Source organism: Proteus terrae subsp. cibarius (assembly GCF_011045835.1).
Classification (GTDB): Bacteria; Pseudomonadota; Gammaproteobacteria; order Enterobacterales; family Enterobacteriaceae; genus Proteus; species Proteus cibarius.
On the sequence record NZ_CP047349.1, the window covers coordinates 2,314,584 to 2,337,052 of the forward strand.

Consider the following 22,469-nt stretch of genomic DNA (forward strand, 5'->3'; position numbering starts at 1 on the left):
TTAGAGTGGACAACAATATGGATATTATGGCGGCTTACGAGCATGTTTTAAAATCAAGTGAGCAAATGTTAACGCTTGCCAAAGATCAGCAATGGGACAAGCTGATAGAAATGGAAATGGATTATTTAAAAAGCGTTGAAAGGATCACTAAGATGATAAAACCGGCTGACGGTGAGCTGAGACTACAACAACGCCTCACAGATATGCTAAAGAAAATCTTAGAAAACGAAAATGAGACGCGAAATTTATTACGGGCTCGTTTAGATGAGCTTGGTGTATTAATTAGACAGACTGAACAAGAGCAGAGGGTACAAAATAGCTATGGTCAGTTTACAGAACATAGTTATTATCCTGATCTCAATCTTAAATAACTCTCCTCTGCGCCAAAAGCGGTTTTATTAGCTAATGGCGTCTTTACTTAGAAAAAATCACTCTTATTATTCAGCTTAACTTGTTATCGGTAACGTAAAAAACAACGTTTGTCCTTTTATATTTTTGTTTTTTTGATTACACAGATTGTACAGATTGCACTAAAACCATATCAATATGTGGAATGTTATCTTCAAGATAAGTTTCTGAATCAATAACAAAACCATGTGATTGATAAAATGAGACTAAATAAGCCTGTGCCATTATTTTTATTGTATGGGTGTTAAATTGACGGCACGTAGTTGCAATCGCCTCTTTTATTAACTGATGTGCAATACCACTCCCTCGCTGATTTTGAGCAACAATCACCCGCCCTATTGAAGCTTCTTTAAATGCGATACCTTGAGGCAACAGACGTGCATAAGCAATAAGTTGCTGGTCATCTTCCTCTTTGGCAAACAAGTGTAATGTATTTTGATCTACCCCATCCAGATCTTGATAAGCACATTGCTGTTCACAAATAAAAACCTGATTTCTTAATGCCAAAATAGCATAAAGCTCATCTGTGGTGAGTTGTGAAAATGATTTTAAAATCCAATTCATGTGCTTTATCCCGCGGTTTAAAGTAATAAATAGTAATAAAAAACAATCAATGATAATGCAATATCATCGACACGAACTTTGTTTCATCGCTTGGTTTAATATAAAGAGTGAAATAGTGATGTTGATAGTACGTTTTTATAGTAAAAAACGCCGAAGAATAGAGACTTAATGCAGAAAAATAGGCAATAAAGCCGTTAACCTAAATACATTCAGACTCCCCACGAGCCTTGATGACATCTCTTATAGACATCTATAAAGATAATCTTAAAGTCGTTCTAACCCTTTCCATGCTCTATTTTTTACTTCAGTCACTAAAATGGCTGGATTTAAGGTTATTTTTTCTGCAATCGAAAAAGCCAACTCGATAACTTCTTTGTGATCTTTAGTTTCAGTATGGTAATTAAACTCTGCAAGAGGCAGAACATATTTACCTTTCAAACCATCAATCTCTTTTTTAAATCCTTCTTTTACCATCTTTTGTGTTAATAACACATAATCTGCATTTTCAGGATCAGATAACTCAACTCTAACAGTAAACTCAGGCATAGAAACCTCCTACAGTCTGTCTATGTCTAATAAAATTCTGTTAGCTCTCGAAAGGAAGTATATTAAATCAACAATCATTTTCCTAGTAAGAAACTATGATAAATAATGTGATAGTGGTTGAAATAGAAATCGCCCACTTCATCGTGGGCGACCTATTAGCTCATAATAATATAATAAATAATAATTTATTTAATCACATCATAGAGTTGCTGATTTGATAAATAATCCGCGGTTAAACCGACTGATGGATTATATTGTACCCCAACGATCTCAGAGAATGCTTTACCCTCTTTACCTAATGAAACTTTGCGTTCGTCTTTACCAGTGCTTTCATAGATAGAATAGGTTTTACGACGCATTGCGGTATATTTATCTGCATCATTAGCAATATCGGTGTGGTAACCCGTAATTTGTGTATCCGTTAAAGCTAATTTATTGGCTAAATCACAGCCCCAACGAGTTAAACAAACTTCTGCAAAATGGCGAACCACTAAACCCGGTGCATATAATGCATTTTCACCTTCACTACCATCAATAGAAGCATTGCCAACTAATGTGGCATGACGTCCGGAAATAGGGAAAATATGCATTTTAGTATCGGCAGCGACAGTTGGGATCACGCAAGTAAACCCTTTAGAGCGCTCATCTTTCGCATAAAATCCGACATACTCTTTGACGTTTTTACCAAGTGTCACTTTTTCTGGTTGGAAATTCAGTGGACCCGGAACAGGATCGATAGCAAAAATATTCACAGGAATATCTTTTAATTGAGAGTCTGCCAACATTGCATTCGCTAGCATATGGCAAGTAATACCACCACGGCTCCAACCCACGAGGTTAACTTGTGTTGGAATAATGCCATCTTTACGGAAGATACGAATAATTTGCTGCTGAAGTTGTTGTTGAGTGACATGACGATCGCCATAGTCATATTTACGCCATAAAAAAAGAGCCTGTTACTTTGACATCTTCAATAGGAATACCCGCTTTTTTCAGTTGATTATACTGCTCTTCTGTCAATTTCTCACGTTGCCAATCAAAGTTACCTTTCATTAAACAAAGTGCGTGGTTAACATTTTCTTCCCAACCACTACCAAATAGCGAACCTTTAATATCAGAGTAATTAGGGCTTTCAACCCATAAATCATCTTCTTGCAGATTGCCACTACCTGGACCATCAACAATAAACCACTGTGCAAACTCTCGTCCTTGATTATTTTGCGCTAAAGTGGAGACTAATTCGCCTTGCCAGAAGGTAGGATTATTATTATCAAATGAGTTAGATCCGGTACCACATAAATAAACGGTTAATACTGTCATAGTTTAAATTTCCTTTTATTAATAACCTAAAAATCACAATGATGATTTTTATTTCCTTGTATTGAGCTATTCCTTAGCCCACCAGCACATTAACCATAAGCCTTTTTTTATTCAATTATTAAAAGTGAATTAGTAGAGCTGAGATCACATAATTGAATTTTATTTAAGTAAAAGAAATGAAAAAACTCTATCAGATCAATGTAATTAAATAACATAAATAAATTCTTTATTTTTTTAATATTTCTATTAGTAAATTAGCTTATAAATATAGTGTATTAAATAACCAAACTTTAAATTTAAAATAAAAAAAATCCCACATTAATAAATGAAATGCAGGATTTTCTATTAGGTAGAATGTTTTATAAACGATTAAAAGCAACTACTCTCACCGCAGGAATATCAGCTTGTGCTCCTTCAGCAACTTCCTGACATGCTTTTTCTAACGCAATATGGGGTGTGATCCCACTTTCTGTTTCTACAATTTTATGTCCGGCGTAGGTATCACCATTTCTGGAACGCACTTTATACGCAATAAACCAATATTCCATATCATCACCGTTTACGTTATTAATCATGTAATTACCATAACGGTTTATGACCTGCTTTAATGTGATAATAATCAATAATTTTTAGTTTAATAAAATCGTTTTATAAAAAGATTAAAGCAATAGAGGAAGTTTTAAGCACCACAATCCATTTCTGATTGGATCATTTTCTTTATTTTTACTGCTTTTTCAAAGTGATCCAATTTATGTGTCATAATCCACCATGTTGCGGCTTCCATTAATAATTCAGGGTTGTCATTTTTATTTGCAAAGAAAGCATAAAAAGATAACCCCACGCCCTCTCCTTTAGCTGAAATTTTGTCATTACATATTTGAATTATTTTTTGTTGCAGTGATTTTCTCATATTCTCTCTATTTTTATTTTTCGACATGACAATAAATAGGAAAAAGCAAAGGCTCTATCCATGAAATTTGTTCCATAACTGAATAAGTAACCAAGCAGCAATAACCCAGCAAATCACTGCCGTAGCTAGCGCCGTAAATAATTTCACATAGTTGATCATCACATAGAGTGAAATTAGATAAATCATATAAGGAATAACAGCCCATAGACTAAAAATAATGGTGGTACGTAACGCTTCAATCGAGCGTTCGGAACCCACAATATAGTGTGCAATAAGTGCAAAAGTGGGAAATAGAGGAACTAATCCCGCAATATAGTAATGGCGAGATTTTGATAAAACAGCGATTAATACCACAACAAACGCACCTATCAGTGCTTTAACCAGTAATCCCATTATTTTTTCATCAATTTACAAAAACCTTACTACTATCATACCTATTCATATTTGTATGTGAGCTGATTTTATTTTTTGTGGTTTAAGATAGTATGATATTTTTGATGATGATAAAACCCGCTATGCTATGTACCTAACCATAAAATAAAGATAAACATGGCCGAACTTTATAAAAACTCTCACAGTAATTGTCAGCTAAAGTTTCATCAAGGCACAGCTAAATCTCATTATTTAGCTCAAAAGCAATATAAAGTCGCATTCTTAAGCATCTAAATGTGTTTTCTTTTTTTCTGGTGCCTCGGTTTCTTCTTTATTCTTACAACAATCGTGTGAACTATTTTCGCCATGATGATGTTTATGCATAAAGAGGTGCATTAACGGGCAAAGTAATAACATCAAAATAAACCAATTATCTCTTAGAAGTTCCCACATAATTATCTCCCAAAATCACGATTTAGAAGATGATAGGGCTTACTCTAAGAGGAAGGTCTAGTATTGATTTGTTATTTAATCCGTATTTTTGTCAATAATTTTTATTTATTTGGCATATACATCGTGTTCTCAAAAATATTGAGATAATTTTCACCACGACTAATAATAGGATTACCATAAAATTTAGAGCTAGATATAAAAATTCATGTTTCATGGAAAAATGAATATCTCTGACTACGAAACGTCAACACAAATCGGGGCACTCATCACCATAAATAACAAGCAATAGTATAAGTATTCGAATGTTTAATTACATACAAAAACTTATATCATCCATTCAATGATATTGAGCAAAATGCCCCATTCTGTTTTGATTAGGTGCTTCTTTATAGCTATATAAAAGAAAAGTCACCTTTATCAAATGATAAGCTACTAAACCTGCATACTCATGATTTCTTGATAAGCGGCTACCAGCTTATTACGTACTTGTACGCCCATTTGTAATGAGATACTGGATTTTTGCATATCCACCATTACATCGTTTAACTCAACACCGGGTGTACCTAAAGTAAACGCTTGAACTTTGTTGGTTGCATTCATTCGAGTTTCATTAATTTTACCCACGGCTTGAACAAGCTGAGTTGCAAACCCTGCTTGTACTGGCTGGGGTTTCGCAATATTGGATGCTTGCAAAGTCTGGATTTGCATTTTATCCAGAACACTTTCAATAGCTGGAATTGACATATAAACCTCTGCGTTAATCATCTAATTCAATTACTGAATCAATGTCATAGTAAGGAAGTGAACCAACACGCTTACCGAGTTATACCCTAACACAGGGGCTTCATTCCAAAGCGAGTAATTAACGCAAAAGTTAAGGGCTAATTACGCCATTAAATGAAACGCAAAAGGCCAATAATGAGACACCTGAGAGTAGGTTTATTTATTTGCGTAAGGGGAGTCTGTTTTGTTACGCCACGCTTTTAGTATTCATCCCGAACTACAAGGCAAGGATTGTCTATGAATGCCGAAAAAACCGACGTTGTGAACCAGAATAAGGGTTTTAACGCCATTATTAACCGGATAAAAGCCGATCCGAAAATTCCGCTCATCATTGCGGGTTCGGCGGCTATTGCCATTTTTGTTGCTGCATTTTTATGGTTACAAAGCCCTGATTATAAAGTGCTTTATAGTAATCTTAGCGATAAAGACGGTGGCGAAATTGTCACACAGTTAACACAGATGAATGTACCTTATCGCTTGTCACAAAATGGCGCGGCGATTATGGTGCCTGACAATCAGGTTCATGAATTACGCCTGAAACTCGCGCAAGCGGGACTTCCAAAAGGCGGTGCTGCCGGTTTTGAACTGTTAGATAAAGAAAAGTTCGGGATCAGCCAATTTAGTGAACAAATTAACTATCAACGTGCACTTGAAGGTGAGCTTGCTCGCACTATCGAGACATTAGGTCCTGTACAAAATGCTCGTGTTCATTTAGCACTACCAAAGCCATCTCTTTTTGTTCGTGAACAGAAATCCCCTTCTGCATCCGTTACGGTGGGTCTTTTACAGGGTAGAGCGCTGGATGAAGGTCAAATTAATGCCATCGTGCATATCGTTGCGAGCAGTGTTGCGGGCATGCCTGACAGCAGTGTGACCATCGTTGATCAAAGCGGTAAATTATTGACACAGCCTGATGCAATGGGTCGTGACCTTAACTCTACCCAATTGAAATATGTTCAAGAGCTAGAAAATCGTTACCAGCAACGCATTGAAACGTTATTAAGCCCAATTGTAGGTCGTGGAAACGTTCATGCACAGGTGACGGCTCAAGTTGATTTCTCTCATACCGAAGAAACAGCAGAAGAGTACAAACCAAATCAGCCACCAAACCAAGCCGCTGTACGTTCAAAACAGTTGAGCCAAAGTGAGCAAAATGGAGGCATGTTAGCTGGCGGTGTTCCTGGTGCATTATCTAATCAACCTGTTGCCCCACCTCAAGCGCCTATTGAAGCACCAAAAGCGCAAGAAGGTGAGAAAACAGATGACGCCAATGCAACGGGTACGGGTACAAATCGCACATTAACGCGTAATCCAAACAGCAATAGCCGTTTAGATGAAACGACCAACTATGAAGTTGATCGCCGAATTCGCCATATCAAACGTCCAGTAGGTAACGTTGAGCGTCTTTCTGTCGCTGTTATTGTGAACTACAAAACAGTTGAAGATAAGAAAGAAGCGGCTGAAGGTGAAGAGCCTATTGTTGAAACTAAACTTGTTCCACTAACTGATGAACAAATTCAGCAAATTGAAGGGCTTGTTCGTGAAGCGATGGGCTATTCCCAAGAACGTGGTGACTCGTTAAGTGTCGTGAACTCACAGTTCAACGATACTGAAGAGAAAGTGATCACCGTTCCTGTATGGGAAAATCCAGAGATTCTGGCGAAAGCATTAGACTTAGGTCGCTGGTTATTACTTGTCATCATCGCATGGATCTTATGGCGCAAACTGGTGAAACCACAGCTTGAAAAACGCCGTGAAGCTGAAATTGCTGCACAGAAAGCTGTACTGAAAACCAAGCTACAAGTTAAAGATGATGTTGATGAAGCAGAATTAGATGACGAAGCAAGACGTAAACAAGCACGTAAACGTGTGAGTGCCGAATTGCAGAGCCAACGTATCCGTGAAATGGCAGAGAAAGATCCTCGTGTCGTCGCAATGGTAATTCGTCAATGGATGAGTAAAGAGCAATGAGTAATAACTTAACTGGAACCGAAAAAAGCGCCGTTATGTTACTAACACTCGGTGAAGACCGTGCGGCGGAAGTATTTAAACATCTAAGTACACGCGAAGTTCAACAGCTGAGTATTGCAATGTCATCAATGCGTCATATCTCAAATCAGCAATTGATTGATGTTATGGCAAGCTTTGAAGAAGACGCAGTTCAATACGCAGCATTGAACGTCAATGCGAACGATTATTTACGCTCTGTTCTGGTTAAAGCCTTGGGTGAAGAACGTGCGAATAATCTATTAGATGAGATCTCAGAAACTCGTGAAACAACAACGGGTATCGAGACACTTAACTTTATGGAACCACAAATGGCTGCCGATATTATCCGCGACGAACATCCGCAGATTATCGCAACTATCTTGGTTCACCTTAAACGGGGTCAAGCGGCAGATATTCTTGCCCTGTTTGATGAGAAATTACGTAATGACGTGATGTTACGTATCGCAACATTTGGTGGTGTTCAGCCGTCAGCATTAGCAGAGTTAACTGAAGTACTGAATAATCTGCTTGATGGCCAAAACCTCAAACGCAGTAAAATGGGTGGTGTTCGTACTGCTGCTGAAATCATCAACTTAATGAAGAGCCAGCAGGAAGAGAATGTCATTACTGCGGTTCGCGATTACGACGGCGAATTGGCACAAAAAATTATCGACGAAATGTTCCTGTTCGAAAACCTTATCGATATCGACAACCGCTCTATCCAGCGCATTCTACAGGAAGTGGAATCCGACTCCTTGGTTGTGGCATTGAAAGGATGCGATCAAGAGCTACGCGATCACTTCCTCAACAATATGTCGCAACGTGCTGCTGAGATCATGCGTGATGACTTGAGTTCTCGTGGCCCTGTCCGTATGTCTCAAGTGGAAGCAGAGCAGAAAGCTATTCTGCTTGTGGTACGCAAATTAGCAGAGACTGGAGAGGTTGTTCTTCATGGAGGAGACGATACCTATGTCTGATAAACATACTGATACTAACTGGAAGCCTTGGGTTCCAAAAGAACTCACTGATTGGGCATTAACGGTCGAGGAAACGACAGAAGACGAAAAGGAAGTCGAAAAACAGGAAAAAGAAGTCGTTCAGCAACAGAAAGTCCTTGAGCAAATTAATATGCTTGATGACATGAAAGACAAGGCCCAGAAATTGGGCCACGCTGAAGGCTTTGAGGCAGGGAAAAACCAGGGTTATCAGGAAGGCTATCAGGCTGGATTACAATCAGGTATTGAAGAAGGTATTCGCCAAGGCATTGCTCAACAATCACCATTAATTAATGAATGGCAAGGATTGTTGGCTGAGTTTAGGCACTCTTTAAATGGGTTAGACAGTGTTATTGCTTCACGTTTAATGCAAATCGCCCTCACAGCGGCAAAAGAAGTTTTAGGTCAGCCTGCTGTTTGTGATGGTTCTGCATTACTGGCGCAAATCACCTTAATGTTGCAACAGGAACAAATGTTCTCAAACAACCCACAGTTAAGAGTTAACCCAAAACATATTCCACAGATTGAAAAAGATCTGGGTGATTCACTTTCTGCTCATGGTTGGAAAGTGGTTGCCGATAACAGTATTCATGTTGGTGGATGTCGTGTTGTGACAAATGATGGCGATCTCGATGCCACGATTGCAACTCGTTGGCATGAGCTTTGTCGTCTTGCTGCTCCGGAGGCGTTGTAATGACAGCAAGATTGGGGCGTTGGTTAGAAAAACTCAGTGATGCAGAAGCGCGTTTAAATAAAATTCCGCGTGTACGTCAATATGGTCGTTTAACCAGAGCAACAGGTTTAGTCATGGAAGCTAAGGGGCTTGTTATGCCCCTTGGCTCTACGTGTTTAATAGAACGTACCATTGGTAAAACTGTTGAAGAAGTTGAAAGTGAAGTCGTTGGGTTCAACGGTAGCCAAATGTTGTTAATGCCTTTACAGGAAGTCGAGGGATTAACACCGGGTGCCCGTGTTTATGCACAGGCCACTCCGGGTGGTGAAAATGAAGGTCGCCAGTTGCCTCTTGGAGATGCGCTATTAGGACGTGTTTTAGATGGCTCGGGTTATCCTTTAGATGGTTTACCACCACCAGATACCGATTATCGCGCACCACTAATTACACCGCCTATCAACCCGTTACAACGTACTCCAATTACCGATGTATTGGATGTGGGCGTGCGTGCAATCAACTCACTGTTAACTGTGGGTCGTGGTCAGCGTATGGGGCTTTTTGCAGGCTCTGGTGTAGGTAAGAGTGTGCTATTAGGTATGATGGCGCGTTTTACTCAGGCTGATGTGATTGTTGTTGGATTAATTGGTGAACGTGGACGTGAAGTTAAAGACTTTATCGAAAATATTCTTGGTACTGAAGGCTTAGCGCGCTCTGTGGTTGTGGCAGCACCTGCTGACGTATCACCACTTCTTCGTATGCAAGGTGCTTCTTATGCAACACGTATTGCCGAAGATTTTCGTGATCGTGGAAAACACGTCTTACTGATTATGGATTCACTTACACGTTACAGTATGGCACAACGTGAAATTGCCCTTGCAGTAGGCGAACCGCCTGCAACCAAAGGCTATCCACCTTCTGTCTTTGCAAAATTACCAGCACTGGTTGAACGTGCGGGAAATGGCGTTGATGGTGGTGGCTCTATCACGGCTTTCTATACTGTTTTAACAGAAGGCGATGATCAGCAAGATCCAATTGCAGACTCCGCGCGTGCGATTTTAGATGGTCATATTGTGCTTTCGCGTTCTCTTGCAGAATCTGGGCACTACCCTGCTATCGATATCGAAGCGTCTATTAGCCGTGCAATGACGTCACTGATTGATAAAACACATTATCGTCGTGTGCAAGTGTTTAAACAGCTTTTATCGAGTTATCAACGTAACCGCGATTTAATTAACGTAGGTGCTTATGCTGCGGGCAGTGATCCTATGCTTGATAAAGCCATTGCTCTTTATCCGTCCCTAGCGAAGTTCTTACAACAAGATATCCAAGAGCAATGCAGTTATCAAAGTGCATGTGAGCAACTTAATCAACTGATCACAGTAAACTAATTCTGAACATAATCAGAGAAAGTAAAGAGGGTTCCAATGCGGGAGCAGTCACCTTTAGTGACACTGAGAGAACTGGCACAGACAGCGGCTGAACAAGCCGCTATTCAACTGGCTCAGGTCCGGCAGAGTCATCAACAAATGGAACAGCAACTCAATATGTTGATTGGGTATCAGGATGAATACCGTGTACGTCTAAATGAAACGTTAAATTTAGGGGGGATGTCGTCAGCATCGTGGCAAAACTACCAACAATTTCTCAAAACGCTCGAATTGACTATCGAACAACATAAACAACAACTTCAACATTGGCAGGCGCAACTTGATCTTGCAACTGAACAATGGAGAGAAAAACAGCAACGACTCAATGCATTTGAGACTTTGGAGCAACGCGCTGAAGATAGCCGTAAGCGACATCTTGATCGTATTGAACAGAAACAAATGGACGAGTACGCACAGCGTAGTACTTTACGGAGAACAACTTGATGGAGATAACGCTTCTGACCATGGATGTCGCTGCAGCCTCTCCGGGAACGACATCCGCTTCAAATAGTCAGCCCGGTGATAATGCCCCGACATTTGCTCAGCTTTTGGGCTCTCAACCTCAAAACGCACAGAGTGATAAAAAGACAGCTAATATCACAAACCCTTCAACGAAAGAAAACAAAGCACATTCACACTCTGATGAAGACAAAACAAAAGAAGACGGTAGTCATCTTGCGTCTGTCACTACAGAACCCAATGTGATAGAAGAGTCATCTCTTGAGAAATCTCAATTGACTCTCACTTTGCCGGATAATGAACAATTTGCAGCTATTGTTGAAAATAAGACCCCTTCTTTATTAATGTCAGCAGAAGAGCTAGCTGCTGAACTTCCTGTTCAGTTAGCAGGACTATCTGGATTAAAGCGTCTTACCCTTCCCTCTGAACAACTGACTCAAGCATTACAACAGCATCAATCAGTTAAACAGGATGAAGGTTTAGCTTCATTAGCACGTACTATTTCAAAAGATAACGATATGTCGGACTTCAACCTTACCGACAAGCTTAATCTATCAAAATCAGATGAAAAGTCCTTGTTAACCCAGCTACGTCCAGAGACAGCGACATTAACAACAGAAAGTACACGTGTCGGTGCTAATCAAACAGAAAAAACTTCTGCGAAAAAAGGAGATAGCATCGCAACACTTTTAACGCCAACAGCAGAAAAAGTGAATGCATTACTAAACGGCGATAAACAAGTTGCAAATGCAAAATTAGCGGACAATGTTGCTCAGCAAATGGTGGCAGGTAATCGTGTTGTAGAAACCGATCTTCACAGCACCCTTTCTACCTCTTCTTCTTTGGCTTCACAGAGTATTACAGGTCATGCTCACTCATCAACACAACCACAAATGCAATTTTCACCGATGGCAACACAGGTATTAAATGCACAAGTAGGAACACAAGAGTGGCAACAGCAGCTTAATCAACAAATTGTGATGTTTAGCCGTAATGGCTTACAAAAGGCAGAGCTACGTTTACACCCTGAAGAGCTAGGTTCATTGCATATCCGCATGAAAATAGAAGATGGGCAAGCACAGTTGCACCTTGCTTCACAAAGCGGACAAGTTCGTTCTGTATTAGAAAATGCCATGCATCAATTGCGTCAAGCCCTCTCTGAAAATGGGATCCAGCTCACGCAGAGTCAGGTGTCTAGCGACACTAATGACAGTTGGCAACAACAAAATATGTCAGATTCCTCTCAATTTAGTGGAGATGGTGCCGATAATCATCAAGGAAGCGAGGGTAATTCTCTGCAATTAGCCTCTGAAACGGCACTACAAAAGATAACCCTTACGCCTCAAGAATTAGCATCTGCTCGTGGTGGTGTTGATATTTTCGCCTAATACAAATGTATTGGGAGGACACACTATGTCAATAAACGTAAGAGTTAATGGTTTTTTCCCTATCTGTTTCTGCAATTAAAAAACAGAAATAGCGGGATAATTAAGGTTGATTTAGATGGATATGGAAGTCCACAACAGTGAACACGTATCCACTACAAAACAGGAATTTAACTGTCCATGTCTAATTACAGCAATGAACGTAAAAGCTATAGCTTAATTCTGATCATCGTTTTATTGGTGATCGCCATTATTGCAGCGGCATTCGGTGGATATAGTTGGTGGGCATTGAAGCATGCTAAATCAGGTTCAGCGGGCACAAGTCAGCAAAAAGTTATACCAGCACCCGTTTTTATGTCATTAGAACCCTTTACGGTAAATCTAATTGATGACGAAGAACACTTAGACAGAGTGCTCTACATAGGGATCACATTAAGATTGCATAATGAAGACACTCGTAAGCGTCTACATGATTATTTACCAGAGGTTCGTAGCCGCTTGTTATTACTGCTTTCTCGTCAACAGGCTAATAAGCTCGCGACAGACAATGGAAAACTCCAGCTAATGACGGATGTAAAAGAAACGCTGAGACCGACTCTCGTACCGGGAGAATCTGAACAGATCCTCTCCGATGTACTGTTTACCACGTTTATTCTGCGATAATCATTATGAGCGATAATATCCTTTCACAGGCAGAGATTGATGCTCTGCTGAATGATGACACATCAGGTGACGACGCCAAAAAAAGCGCGAACAGGGAACCTGCGATAGCGAAGGATCCGAATGAACCGGATATTCAGCCTTATGACCCCAACACGCAACGTCGTGTGGTTCGAGAACGTTTACAGTCGTTAGAAATTATTAACGAACGCTTTGCACGTCAATTCCGTATGGGGCTGTTTAACATGCTCCGTCGGAGTCCTGACATTACTGTTGGTGGCGTTAAAATTCACCCTTATCACGACTTTGCTCGTAACTTACCTGTGCCAACGAACCTTAACTTGGTGCATTTAAAACCGTTACGAGGAACAGCATTATTTACCTTTGAACCAAATCTGGTTTATATCGCGGTAGATAACCTGTTTGGTGGTGATGGCCGTTTTCCAATCCCTGTGGAAGGACGTGAATTTACCAACACAGAGCAGCGGATCATCAACAAAATGTTGAAACTGGCACTTGATGCCTACCGTGATGCTTGGGATTCCATATTCAAAATTCAGGTGGAATATGTTCGTTCTGAAATGCAGGTGAAATTTACCAATATCACCTCATCACCGAATGACATTGTCGTTACGACACCTTTTCAGGTAGAAATTGGCTCAATGGTTGGGGAATTTAGTATTTGTATTCCGTTTGCCATGATTGAGCCATTACGTGAACGACTGATCAATCCACCAATTGAAAATGTCCGTCAAGAAGATGGGGTTTGGTTAGATAGTTTAGTCAACCAAGTTCAGCATTCAGAGCTTGAACTGGTCGCAAACTTTACTGACATCCCACTGCGTTTATCAAAAGTGTTAACACTTAAAGAAGGGGATGTTATCCCGATTGATAAACCAGAAAGATTGATTGCACATGTTGATGGTGTGCCCGTATTAACAAGCCAATACGGTACAGTAAATGGGCAATATGCCCTTCGTGTTGAACACCTAATTAACCCTGTTTTAAACGCTCTGGATGAGGAACAAACCAATGAGTGATGCAAATCGCCCAACTGATAATTCACAATCGGCTGAGGATATGTGGGCTGATGCAATGGAACAGCAAACTGGGAAAAGCCAGGATAATAGTTCCGATCTATTTGAACATCTTTTACCTGAAGACGATACGCTGAATCATCTCTCTGACATCAATTTGATTATGGATATTCCAGTCAAATTAACAGTAGAGTTAGGCCGCACCAAAATGACCATTAAAAAATTACTGAGCCTGTCACAAGGTTCTGTCGTTTCACTGGATGGTTTAGCAGGTGAGCCTCTTGATATTCTTATCAATGGTTATTTAATCGCTCAAGGTGAAGTTGTGGTTGTTTCTGATAAATACGGTATTCGTATTACCGATATCATTACACCATCAGAACGTATGCGTCGTCTGAGCCGTTAATCTATGGAACAGCTTCCTTCCTTTTCCAGCCAAGGTGCGGTAAATACTACCGCACCCGCTACAACACAAACTGTTCAAACACCTACACAACCGTTGCCTGTAGGTCAAAGTCTTGCTCAAGTTAGCACGGCACTTGCGGGCATCATTGTTCTTATTATTGTTGCTATGTGGTTATTTCGCCGTTTTGGCTTTACCCGTGGTTCATTTAAAGGAACAACAGCACAACTGAGTGTCAAAGCAAGTTGTTCGTTAGGTGCGAAAGAACGAGTGGTGGTGGTTGAGATTGAACAGGAATGGCTTGTATTAGGGGTAACCGCATCACAGGTAAATCTGTTGCATAAATTACCCATCCCTGAAAAAGCCTCGCAGGAAGCGACCTCATCACCAACATCGCCATTGTTTACTCAAATATTACAAAAAACGCTAAAGCGAGATAAAGGCAACTCATAATGCATCAGTGTGTCACTTTTTTTAACGCATTAAAGCGTTGGCGTCTCTTCGCTAGTGTGCTGGTTTTAATCTTGTTACCTAGCAGTGCGTTTGCCCAATTTCCGGGTGTTATTACACAGCCTTTACCAGGTGGTGGCCAAAGTTGGTCATTACCAGTTCAAACATTAATCTTCATTACAGCTTTAGGGTTTATTCCTGCTGTTTTGCTGATGATGACCAGTTTTACCCGCATTATTATTGTCCTTGGATTATTACGTAATGCTTTAGGTACACCTTCTGCACCACCAAACCAAGTCGTTCTTGGTTTGGCGTTATTTATGACCTTTTTCATTATGGCACCGGTTTTTGATAAAATTTATCAAGATGCCTATATGCCATTTACTGAAGATCAAATTACCTTTGAGCAAGCCTTAGAGAATGGCTCTAAACCTTTGCGCCAGTTTATGATGCAACAAACTCGTGAAACTGACTTAGCGCTGTTTGCTCGCCTTGCTGATGCACCTGCATTTGAAACTCGCGAAAGTGTACCGATGCGTATTTTGGTTCCCGCTTATATTACGAGTGAGCTAAAAACCGCCTTTCAAATCGGTTTTATGATTTTTATTCCTTTTCTTATTATCGACTTAGTTGTTGCCAGTGTGTTGATGGCGCTAGGTATGATGATGGTGCCACCTGCCACAGTTTCATTACCATTTAAACTTATGCTTTTTGTTTTAGTCGATGGTTGGCAATTAATATTAGGCTCGCTTGCACAAAGCTTTTTCAATTAGCGCAGAGGTAACCCCATGACACCAGAATCTGTCTTAGCACTAGGTACTGAAGCGATGAAAATCGCTTTATCACTAGCAGGCCCTCTTTTATTGTCCGCTCTGGTGACGGGTCTTGTGATCAGTATGCTCCAAGCTGCAACACAGATAAACGAAATGACATTATCGTTTATCCCGAAAATTCTTGCTGTATTAGCCGCGATTTTAGTTGCTGGCCCTTGGATGTTAAGTTTACTTGTAGATTATATGCATAACTTATTTACTGGCATTCCTGGGATGATTGGTTAATAGCAATGATAACCCTGACCAGTGAAATGCTTAACGGCTACATTAGTGATTTTTTCTGGCCATTTGTGCGTATACTCGCCCTTTTTAGCACTGCACCGCTATTTAGTGAAAGGCAAACACCTAAAAAATTTCGCATTGCACTCGCCTTTTTGATTACCGCATTAGTCGCACCGGGCTTACCGCAAAGTCATGTGCCTTTATTCTCGCTTATTGCTTTTTGGGTGTTGTTGCAACAAATTTTGATTGGCACAATTCTAGGGTTATCGATGCAGTTGGCGTTCGCGTCTGTTCGTCATGCTGGTGAAGTGATTGGTTTACAAATGGGGCTTTCATTCGCCACCTTCGTTGATCCATCAGGTGGCCCTAATATGCCTATTCTGGCACGTATTTTTAATATGCTAACAATGCTGTTATTTATGGTCTTTGATGGTCATTTATGGCTATTGTCTATATTAGTTGATACGTTCTATGTTGTTCCTATTGGAAATCAGACTTTTAACTCTTTAGGTATTCTTACTTTAGTTCAAAGTGGTGGCACAATCTTTATTAACGGTATGATGCTAGCCATGCCATTAATCACCCTACTTTTAGTACTTAACCTTTCATTAGGTATTCTAAACCGTATGACACCACAGCTTTCTGTCTTTGTGGTTGGTTTCCCTCTTACGCTGACTATCGGTATGTTAGCATTATCTATGATTATGCCTGCATTACCTGTATTTACAGAGCGTGTCTTTAGCGATACGTTTAATCGCATCACTTTAATATTACAACAGCTGGTTTCTTGAGATTTAAATCGACTGATTTTTAATCGCAGTCCTCGAATTAAAATTTATCGGTTTTTTTGTAGCTAATATTGTTTGTTTATTCTACAATCAATGTATATCAATTGCTATACAAGGAGGCGTGATATGAAAGCTGATGTACAACTCAATATTCGCGCTAAAGAATCACAACGCGCACTTATTGATACTGCTGCTGAAATTCTCCATAAATCTCGTACTGACTTTATTCTTGAGACAGCATGCCAAGCTGCTGAAGACGTCATTTTAGACCGTAGAACCTTTAATTTAAATGATGCTCAATATGCGGAATTTATAGAAATTATTGATGCGCCGGTTGATATTGACCCTGCTCTTGAAAAGTTATTAATGAGAAAACCATTATGGGAAAAGTAACAGCACCTGAGCCGTTATCAAACTCACATGAAGTGGCTGATTTTTATAGTAGTGAAAATGTATTAGATAACTGGATAAAACAAAGAGGTTTAAAAAACCAATTTTTAGGTGCATCCCGTACATTTGTGGTCTGTGAAAAAAATAAAAAACGTGTTGTTGGGTACTATTCTTTAGCAACAGGTAGTGTTAACCATACTGAAGCAATGAGTCATATTCGTCGCAATATGCCAGACCCAATACCCGTGATCATTTTAGCTAGACTTGCTGTTGATAAAACTTTTCATGGAAAAGGTCTTGGTGCCGATTTGTTAAGAGATGCAGTTTTGCGTTGTCATCATGTAGCTGAAAACATTGGTGTTAGAGCGATTATGGTTCATGCTTTAACTGAAAACGCAAAACATTTCTACCTTCATCATGGTTTCAAAGCTTCTTCGACTCAAGACAAAATCTTATTCTTAGCACTAAAAAAGAAAATATAGTTTATTGCTTTTAATAAATAAAAAAATCCCCTGATAAATAAATACCAGGGGTGATATCAAAATATCTTAAAACGATACTAAATAATTAGCGATACATTTTGAACATCGACATATCTTTCATGTCGTTAAAGACCTTATAAGAAGCCTGTAATACAGACTCTTCTTGGTAATAATCTGAAATCGCTTGTGTCCAATCTAAGTCACGCAGTTCACTTAAACGCTTTGCATTTCTTAAAGAAGTATCCGCACCTAAATCATCTAAGTTATCAAGCTCTTGAAGTTGTAAACCTAATTTAGCTTCTACACTTGAAATATTATTTAACGTTGCACGGTTAACACGGTTTGCAGCATCAATTTTTTCTAATGCAGCATCGCGATCTGCTTGTGGTTTACCTGTTAAAGGTTCACGTAATGCAGTAATAGCACCATCTAATGCTTCAAAAATATCCGGTGCTGTTCCTTTACTTCCTGAAGATTGTAATGTTTCAATCCCAGTGAAGTTAGTGACCATTTCAATATTGCTATCTACTTTTTGGGTAATTTGTTTATCACCACCTTGGTAGGTGATTTTGCCTGTTGCATCAGCCACAAAAGGCGGTTTATCTGATTGGAAACCGGCAAAAATATAGCGACCCACACCATCTTTTGTATTACCAATCCCCACTAGCTGATCTTTTAAACCTTGTAATTGATCAGCAAGAGATGAGCGGTCTTCATCGCTTAATGTTGCATCATTACCCGCAGCAACCAGCGTTTCTTGAATTTTAGTTGTAATATTAACCATTTGACTGGCTAAACTCATTTGCAAAGACATACTGTTTTTTGCAAACCCACGCGCTGTTGCATATTGCTGGTTACGTGATTCAGATTGCTTAACCATAACGGCTTGAGAAGCCGCCATTGGATCATCTGATGGTTTTTCAACACGACGACCACTGGAGATTTTATTTCCTTCAGTCATCCATTTGCTTTGCGAACTGGTGATATTATCCATTCGCTGGGAAAATATTTGATTTGAACTTAAGCGCACAATTTATTCCTTAATTCATGAGGCTTATAAAACCTGCATAATCGCATCAAACATGGTATTTGCTGTTTGAATAACTTTAGCATTTGCCATGTAATATTCTTGGATACGATACATTTCACCGTATTCTTCATCCAAGTTCACACCAGAAACAGATTGTTGCTGAGACTGAATACTTTTGGTGATTGAGGTCTGTGCATCAAAATCAACTTGTGCTGTATTGACTTTATTACCCACCATACTGATCAATGAGCCATACCCACCAGCAATTGTTGTTTTACCATCAATAATTTTTTCATCAGGTAACTCAAACAATTTTTTCATATTTTCGTTATCGCTTGGACCTGTATCTTTAGAGCCAGCAGCCGCAATCTTACTTGGATCCGTCACAGCCACTTCCATACCTGCAATCACATTACCCACAGATTGGACCACAATAGAATCACCTTCTTGTGGTGTGCCATTAACTTTGATACTCATACCTTCGAATTTTAATTCGCCCGTTGTCGCATCAGGTGTGGCTTGAAATTTACGTTCACCAGGTTCTACTGTGACATTCCATTTGCCACTCTCATATGTAACGGTATAGTCAGCAGCTTTCACTTCTTTAGAATCGGTATATTTCACATCAAAGGTAGCATCACCTTTGTTTTTACCGTTCGTCATCACATGAGCACCACCTAACTTAAAGAAATCCTCACCTTTGTCGCCATTTAAATCATAGCCTTCTTTGTGTTGTTTATTAAATTGATCACCCAACACTAATGCTAATTGATTCAATTGATTACGGCTTGGATCTAATACTTCGTTACGGCTACGGTATGCACCACCAAGTTCACCGCCTTTAATGCGTTTTGCATCCACTTCACGAACTTCATCAATACCGTTGCTATAACCGATAACAAGGCGTTCACTGTTTTTGTTTGATGGAATAGCGGACACTTCATAAGCGCGTGTACCAGAAACTAACGGTAAACCATTAGCAAATGTCACGTTAACAAAACCACCGTCTTGTTGTGTAACTTGAACATCCACTAATGTATTCAATTCTTGAACTAAACGATCACGTTGGTCTAATAAGTCATTCGGATCAGCGCCATTAAAGCCTTTAGAACGACTAATTTCATTATTTAATTTGGCAATCTGCTTTGTATATTCATTGATATTTTTAGAGGTATTCGTCACCTGACTATTGATATCTTTTTCCAGATCACGCAATGATTGGTCTGCTTTAGCAAACATATTAACCATGGCTTCCGCTTTACCAATAACCGTTGTACGCGCAGGATTATCTTCTGCATTATTGGTTACGTTTGGTAAGCTAGTAAAGAATTCGTCAATTGCACTCGAAACATCATTCCCTTTATCTGCTAACAAATCATTAATTTGTGAGATGTTTTTAGTATAGCTATTTAGGGCGCTTTGCTTAGTCACGGCACGATTCAATTGACCAGCCAGGAATTCATTGTACTCACGATGAATACGACTGACGTTTACGCCATTACCGATATAGCCATTACCGGTCATCGTACCCCCGTTTTCATTAAATACTGTCATTTGACGGTTATACCAACTAACTTTCTGATTAGCGATGTTATTACTGGTAGTGCTCATCGCAGCTTGTGCCGCATTAAGTCCGCTCATCGCTGTATTAATTAAACTATTGGACATTTGTCTATCCTTTTACGTTTAGTCATCTCCCGTATGTACGGAGCATAACTGGGCAATTGATATGAATGCTCTGGTCTTTATTATCGGTTCTTCCCCTCTAAACTTGAGGGGAAAATGATTAAAATAGGTCGCTTAAATCGTGAGTATAAGTTTTAGCAACTTGCTCACCACTTCCTTTTAATTGACCAATAATTGAAACCAGTTTTTTCGCATAACCCGGATCGGTGGCATAACCCGCTTCTTGAATACGGTAAGCTGCTTGTTCAGGGGTTTGAGCTTGAGGTACTTTGGCGTAACGAGGGCTTTCAGTGATAAGTCTGAGATAATCTTGAATAGCTTCAACATAGGAGCCATAAACACGGAAATTATCACGCATTTTAATCGAGTTACCATCAATCACTTCAGTTGTCATGATATTCGTAACAGGCCCTTTCCAGCTACTTCCTGCTTTGATACCGAACAGGTTATAACTTGGTTTGCCGTCACCGGTTAGAATTTCACGCTTACCCCAACCGGATTCAAGCGCAGCTTGAGCAACAACTAAAAGATGGTGTACACCTGTACCTTCTGTGGCTTGTTTCGCAGGCCCTAACAGTTTTGATGCAAAAGAAGCACTGCTTTCAGATAAGCCTTTAAGCTTACCAATCGTGCTTTCAACTGCATTTTGATAAGGCTGCATAGCACGATAAATTTGCCCCAAGGCTTGTGTTGGCATGGATTGAAAAATATCACTACCATCTAATGGCATCGGTGTTTTACCCGCCATTTCGCTAGGTTCCATCGTGACTTTGGCAGAAAGTTGTTTTTCTATCATGTCAGCAAAGCCCAAGCCTTTTTGTGATAAGTCTTGAGCGATTTGTTGATCATAAAGAGAGGTGTACATCTTGGTACTTTCTGAGTTGAACATGCTTTCTTGAGGAATGGCGTCACGCATGCTTTTTAACATCATTTGAACGAAAACACCTTCAAGTTGCTGCGCCACTTGGCGCAGCCCTTGCTGATCAGCATTTTGTCCAACCTGATATTTAAGTTTATTCAATGCATTACTATCATATGCTGGCGCTGACATCGCTGGCATTGAAGAAAGCAGAGATAAATCTTTCATCAGATAATCTCCAATCTCGCACGTAAGCAACCCGCGCTTTCCATTGCTTGCAAAATTGACATTAAATCTGTTGGTGTTGCACCAAGTGCATTTAATGTGCGGATCACTTCGTTTAAGCTTGCGCTTGCATTCACTTTCTGTAATGAGCCACCTTGTTCACTCATATTCACGCTGGTATTACGCGTTACGACGGTGCTACCGCCCGCGAACGGAGTATTAGGTTGGCTTACATTCACTTGGCTATCGACCGTAACGGAAAGGTTGCCTTGGGCAATCGCACAGCTTCCTAATGTCACATCACGATTCATAACAACAGAACCCGTTCTTGCATTGATGATCACTTTCGCATCTGCAACAACACGTTTAATTTCAAGATTCTGTACTTCAGCCAAGAAACGTACTTGTTCACTTTTACCAATAGGAACACGTAATTGAACTGTACGTGCATCTAAAGGAATAGCGGTACCCACACCTCGTAATTTATTAACAGTGTCAGAAATGTGTTGTGCCAAAGTGAAGTTTTCTTCATTCAGTTGTAAGTTCAGCAGACCAGTTTGACCAAATTGCGAAGGCAGTTCACGTTCAATGATAGCACCGCTGCTAATGCGCCCACCCGCTAACTGGTTAACCTTAACACTATTACCACCCGCAGATGCACCTGCTCCCCCAACAATAATATTGCCTTGTGCTAAAGCATAAACCTGATTATCAACACCTTTTAGCGGTGTCATCAGCAACGTACCACCACGTAAGCTTTTTGCATTACCTAAGGATGAAACAACAACGTCGATGGATTGCCCTGTACGACCAAAAGGCGGTAATTTTGCAGTTACCATTACCGCAGCAACGTTTTTCAATTGCATATTGGTGCCGGGTGGTACTGTGATCCCCAATTGTGAGAGCATGTTATTCAGACTTTGCGTGGTAAACGGGGTTTGCATTGTTTGGTCACCCGTTCCATCTAATCCCACAACCAAACCATAACCAATCAGCGCATTTTCTCTTACCCCTTCAACAGAGGTGAGATCTCTGATCCGTTCGGCATGAGCGGAAAAACCGACACATGTCATCACGATAAAGAAAAGGCTCATCGCTATTTTTTTCATCTGGACCCTAC

At 40.0% G+C, this 22,469-nt stretch carries 29 protein-coding genes; 16 read left to right on the top strand and 13 right to left on the bottom strand.

Annotation, left to right across the window (positions count from 1 at the left end; all coding sequences use genetic code 11):
- Positions 1-17: 17 nt before the first annotated feature.
- Positions 18-371, top strand: coding sequence for a flagellar protein FliT (fliT, locus tag GTH25_RS10780; protein ID WP_159241975.1), 354 nt, complete (start codon positions 18-20; stop codon positions 369-371).
- Positions 372-507: 136 nt separating this feature from the next.
- Here the strand turns inward: fliT and GTH25_RS10785 are convergent, their stop codons facing one another.
- The 9 genes from GTH25_RS10785 to fliE form a co-directional block, all read right to left on the bottom strand.
- Positions 508-972 carry a GNAT family N-acetyltransferase gene (locus tag GTH25_RS10785; RefSeq protein ID WP_159364126.1) on the bottom strand — a complete coding sequence of 155 codons (465 nt, stop codon included), beginning with the start codon at positions 970-972 and terminating at the stop codon, positions 508-510.
- Between the two features lie 264 nt (positions 973-1,236).
- Positions 1,237-1,518: a hypothetical protein gene (locus GTH25_RS10790; RefSeq protein ID WP_075673016.1), complete on the bottom strand. Its 282-nt coding sequence runs from the start codon at positions 1,516-1,518 to the stop codon at positions 1,237-1,239.
- Between the two features lie 185 nt (positions 1,519-1,703).
- Entirely contained in the window at positions 1,704-2,351 is a 648-nt protein-coding gene (locus GTH25_RS19205) for a hypothetical protein (RefSeq protein WP_238795278.1), read from the bottom strand.
- Positions 2,352-2,451: 100 nt separating this feature from the next.
- Positions 2,452-2,838, bottom strand: coding sequence for a hypothetical protein (locus GTH25_RS19210; protein ID WP_238795279.1), 387 nt, complete (start codon positions 2,836-2,838; stop codon positions 2,452-2,454).
- 359 nt (positions 2,839-3,197) lie between these two features.
- Positions 3,198-3,413 carry a hypothetical protein gene (locus GTH25_RS10800; RefSeq protein WP_023581839.1) on the bottom strand — a complete coding sequence of 72 codons (216 nt, stop codon included), beginning with the start codon at positions 3,411-3,413 and terminating at the stop codon, positions 3,198-3,200.
- Positions 3,414-3,517: 104 nt separating this feature from the next.
- The gene (locus tag GTH25_RS10805; protein ID WP_075673047.1) at positions 3,518-3,748 is read right to left on the bottom strand and encodes a DUF6500 family protein; all 231 of its coding nucleotides are present in this window, start codon (positions 3,746-3,748) and stop codon (positions 3,518-3,520) included.
- 54 nt (positions 3,749-3,802) lie between these two features.
- Entirely contained in the window at positions 3,803-4,141 is a 339-nt protein-coding gene (locus tag GTH25_RS10810) for a GlpM family protein (RefSeq protein WP_171455316.1), read from the bottom strand.
- A 261-nt stretch (positions 4,142-4,402) separates the two neighbouring features.
- Positions 4,403-4,573 (bottom strand): DUF2933 domain-containing protein, encoded by a 171-nt coding sequence (locus GTH25_RS10815; protein ID WP_083629098.1) that lies wholly within the window; start codon positions 4,571-4,573, stop codon positions 4,403-4,405.
- 432 nt (positions 4,574-5,005) lie between these two features.
- Entirely contained in the window at positions 5,006-5,317 is a 312-nt protein-coding gene (gene fliE, locus GTH25_RS10820; RefSeq protein ID WP_072068509.1) for a flagellar hook-basal body complex protein FliE, read from the bottom strand.
- Between the two features lie 276 nt (positions 5,318-5,593).
- Here fliE and fliF point away from each other — a divergent pair, with 276 nt between their 5' ends.
- From fliF to GTH25_RS10895, 15 genes are all read left to right on the top strand, one after another.
- Positions 5,594-7,327, top strand: a complete 1,734-nt coding sequence (fliF, locus tag GTH25_RS10825) for a flagellar basal-body MS-ring/collar protein FliF (RefSeq protein WP_075673019.1) — start codon at positions 5,594-5,596, stop codon at positions 7,325-7,327.
- On the top strand, positions 7,324-8,322 hold the full coding sequence (fliG, locus tag GTH25_RS10830) for a flagellar motor switch protein FliG (protein WP_023581835.1): 999 nt from the start codon (positions 7,324-7,326) through the stop codon (positions 8,320-8,322). Before fliF ends, fliG begins: the two co-directional genes overlap by 4 nt.
- Positions 8,315-9,034 carry a flagellar assembly protein FliH gene (gene fliH / locus GTH25_RS10835; RefSeq protein WP_159241972.1) on the top strand — a complete coding sequence of 240 codons (720 nt, stop codon included), beginning with the start codon at positions 8,315-8,317 and terminating at the stop codon, positions 9,032-9,034. The genes fliG and fliH overlap by 8 nt, the downstream gene beginning before the upstream one ends.
- Entirely contained in the window at positions 9,034-10,401 is a 1,368-nt protein-coding gene (gene fliI / locus GTH25_RS10840; RefSeq protein WP_075673020.1) for a flagellar protein export ATPase FliI, read from the top strand. The genes fliH and fliI overlap by 1 nt, the downstream gene beginning before the upstream one ends.
- A 36-nt stretch (positions 10,402-10,437) precedes the next feature.
- Entirely contained in the window at positions 10,438-10,884 is a 447-nt protein-coding gene (fliJ, locus tag GTH25_RS10845) for a flagellar export protein FliJ (RefSeq protein ID WP_006533149.1), read from the top strand.
- Complete coding sequence (locus GTH25_RS10850; protein ID WP_159364128.1) at positions 10,884-12,287, top strand: flagellar hook-length control protein FliK; 1,404 nt, start codon at positions 10,884-10,886, stop codon at positions 12,285-12,287. The genes fliJ and GTH25_RS10850 overlap by 1 nt, the downstream gene beginning before the upstream one ends.
- Before the next feature lie 177 nt (positions 12,288-12,464).
- Positions 12,465-12,947, top strand: a complete 483-nt coding sequence (fliL, locus tag GTH25_RS10855) for a flagellar basal body-associated protein FliL (protein ID WP_006533151.1) — start codon at positions 12,465-12,467, stop codon at positions 12,945-12,947.
- 5 nt (positions 12,948-12,952) lie between these two features.
- Positions 12,953-13,984 carry a flagellar motor switch protein FliM gene (gene fliM / locus GTH25_RS10860; protein WP_023581831.1) on the top strand — a complete coding sequence of 344 codons (1,032 nt, stop codon included), beginning with the start codon at positions 12,953-12,955 and terminating at the stop codon, positions 13,982-13,984.
- Entirely contained in the window at positions 13,977-14,387 is a 411-nt protein-coding gene (gene fliN / locus GTH25_RS10865) for a flagellar motor switch protein FliN (protein WP_006533153.1), read from the top strand. The genes fliM and fliN overlap by 8 nt, the downstream gene beginning before the upstream one ends.
- Positions 14,388-14,390: 3 nt before the next feature.
- Positions 14,391-14,837, top strand: coding sequence for a flagellar biosynthetic protein FliO (gene fliO, locus GTH25_RS10870; RefSeq protein WP_075673022.1), 447 nt, complete (start codon positions 14,391-14,393; stop codon positions 14,835-14,837).
- Entirely contained in the window at positions 14,837-15,607 is a 771-nt protein-coding gene (gene fliP / locus GTH25_RS10875) for a flagellar type III secretion system pore protein FliP (RefSeq protein WP_023581828.1), read from the top strand. The genes fliO and fliP overlap by 1 nt, the downstream gene beginning before the upstream one ends.
- Before the next feature lie 15 nt (positions 15,608-15,622).
- Positions 15,623-15,892, top strand: a complete 270-nt coding sequence (fliQ, locus tag GTH25_RS10880) for a flagellar biosynthesis protein FliQ (RefSeq protein WP_069367481.1) — start codon at positions 15,623-15,625, stop codon at positions 15,890-15,892.
- A 5-nt stretch (positions 15,893-15,897) separates the two neighbouring features.
- Positions 15,898-16,680, top strand: coding sequence for a flagellar biosynthetic protein FliR (gene fliR, locus GTH25_RS10885; RefSeq protein ID WP_075673023.1), 783 nt, complete (start codon positions 15,898-15,900; stop codon positions 16,678-16,680).
- Positions 16,681-16,803: 123 nt separating this feature from the next.
- The gene (locus GTH25_RS10890) at positions 16,804-17,070 is read left to right on the top strand and encodes a type II toxin-antitoxin system TacA family antitoxin (RefSeq protein ID WP_075673024.1); all 267 of its coding nucleotides are present in this window, start codon (positions 16,804-16,806) and stop codon (positions 17,068-17,070) included.
- Positions 17,058-17,549: a GNAT family N-acetyltransferase gene (locus GTH25_RS10895; protein WP_075673025.1), complete on the top strand. Its 492-nt coding sequence runs from the start codon at positions 17,058-17,060 to the stop codon at positions 17,547-17,549. The genes GTH25_RS10890 and GTH25_RS10895 overlap by 13 nt, the downstream gene beginning before the upstream one ends.
- An 85-nt stretch (positions 17,550-17,634) precedes the next feature.
- On the opposite strand, the gene flgL is transcribed toward GTH25_RS10895, so the two are convergent.
- From flgL to GTH25_RS10915, 4 genes are all read right to left on the bottom strand, one after another.
- Positions 17,635-18,579, bottom strand: coding sequence for a flagellar hook-associated protein FlgL (gene flgL / locus GTH25_RS10900; RefSeq protein ID WP_087802138.1), 945 nt, complete (start codon positions 18,577-18,579; stop codon positions 17,635-17,637).
- 24 nt (positions 18,580-18,603) lie between these two features.
- On the bottom strand, positions 18,604-20,247 hold the full coding sequence (gene flgK, locus GTH25_RS10905) for a flagellar hook-associated protein FlgK (RefSeq protein ID WP_164530560.1): 1,644 nt from the start codon (positions 20,245-20,247) through the stop codon (positions 18,604-18,606).
- A 118-nt stretch (positions 20,248-20,365) separates the two neighbouring features.
- Entirely contained in the window at positions 20,366-21,352 is a 987-nt protein-coding gene (gene flgJ, locus GTH25_RS10910) for a flagellar assembly peptidoglycan hydrolase FlgJ (RefSeq protein ID WP_099660621.1), read from the bottom strand.
- Positions 21,352-22,458 (bottom strand): flagellar basal body P-ring protein FlgI, encoded by a 1,107-nt coding sequence (locus GTH25_RS10915; protein ID WP_075673029.1) that lies wholly within the window; start codon positions 22,456-22,458, stop codon positions 21,352-21,354. The genes flgJ and GTH25_RS10915 overlap by 1 nt, the downstream gene beginning before the upstream one ends.
- Positions 22,459-22,469 lie beyond the last annotated feature (11 nt).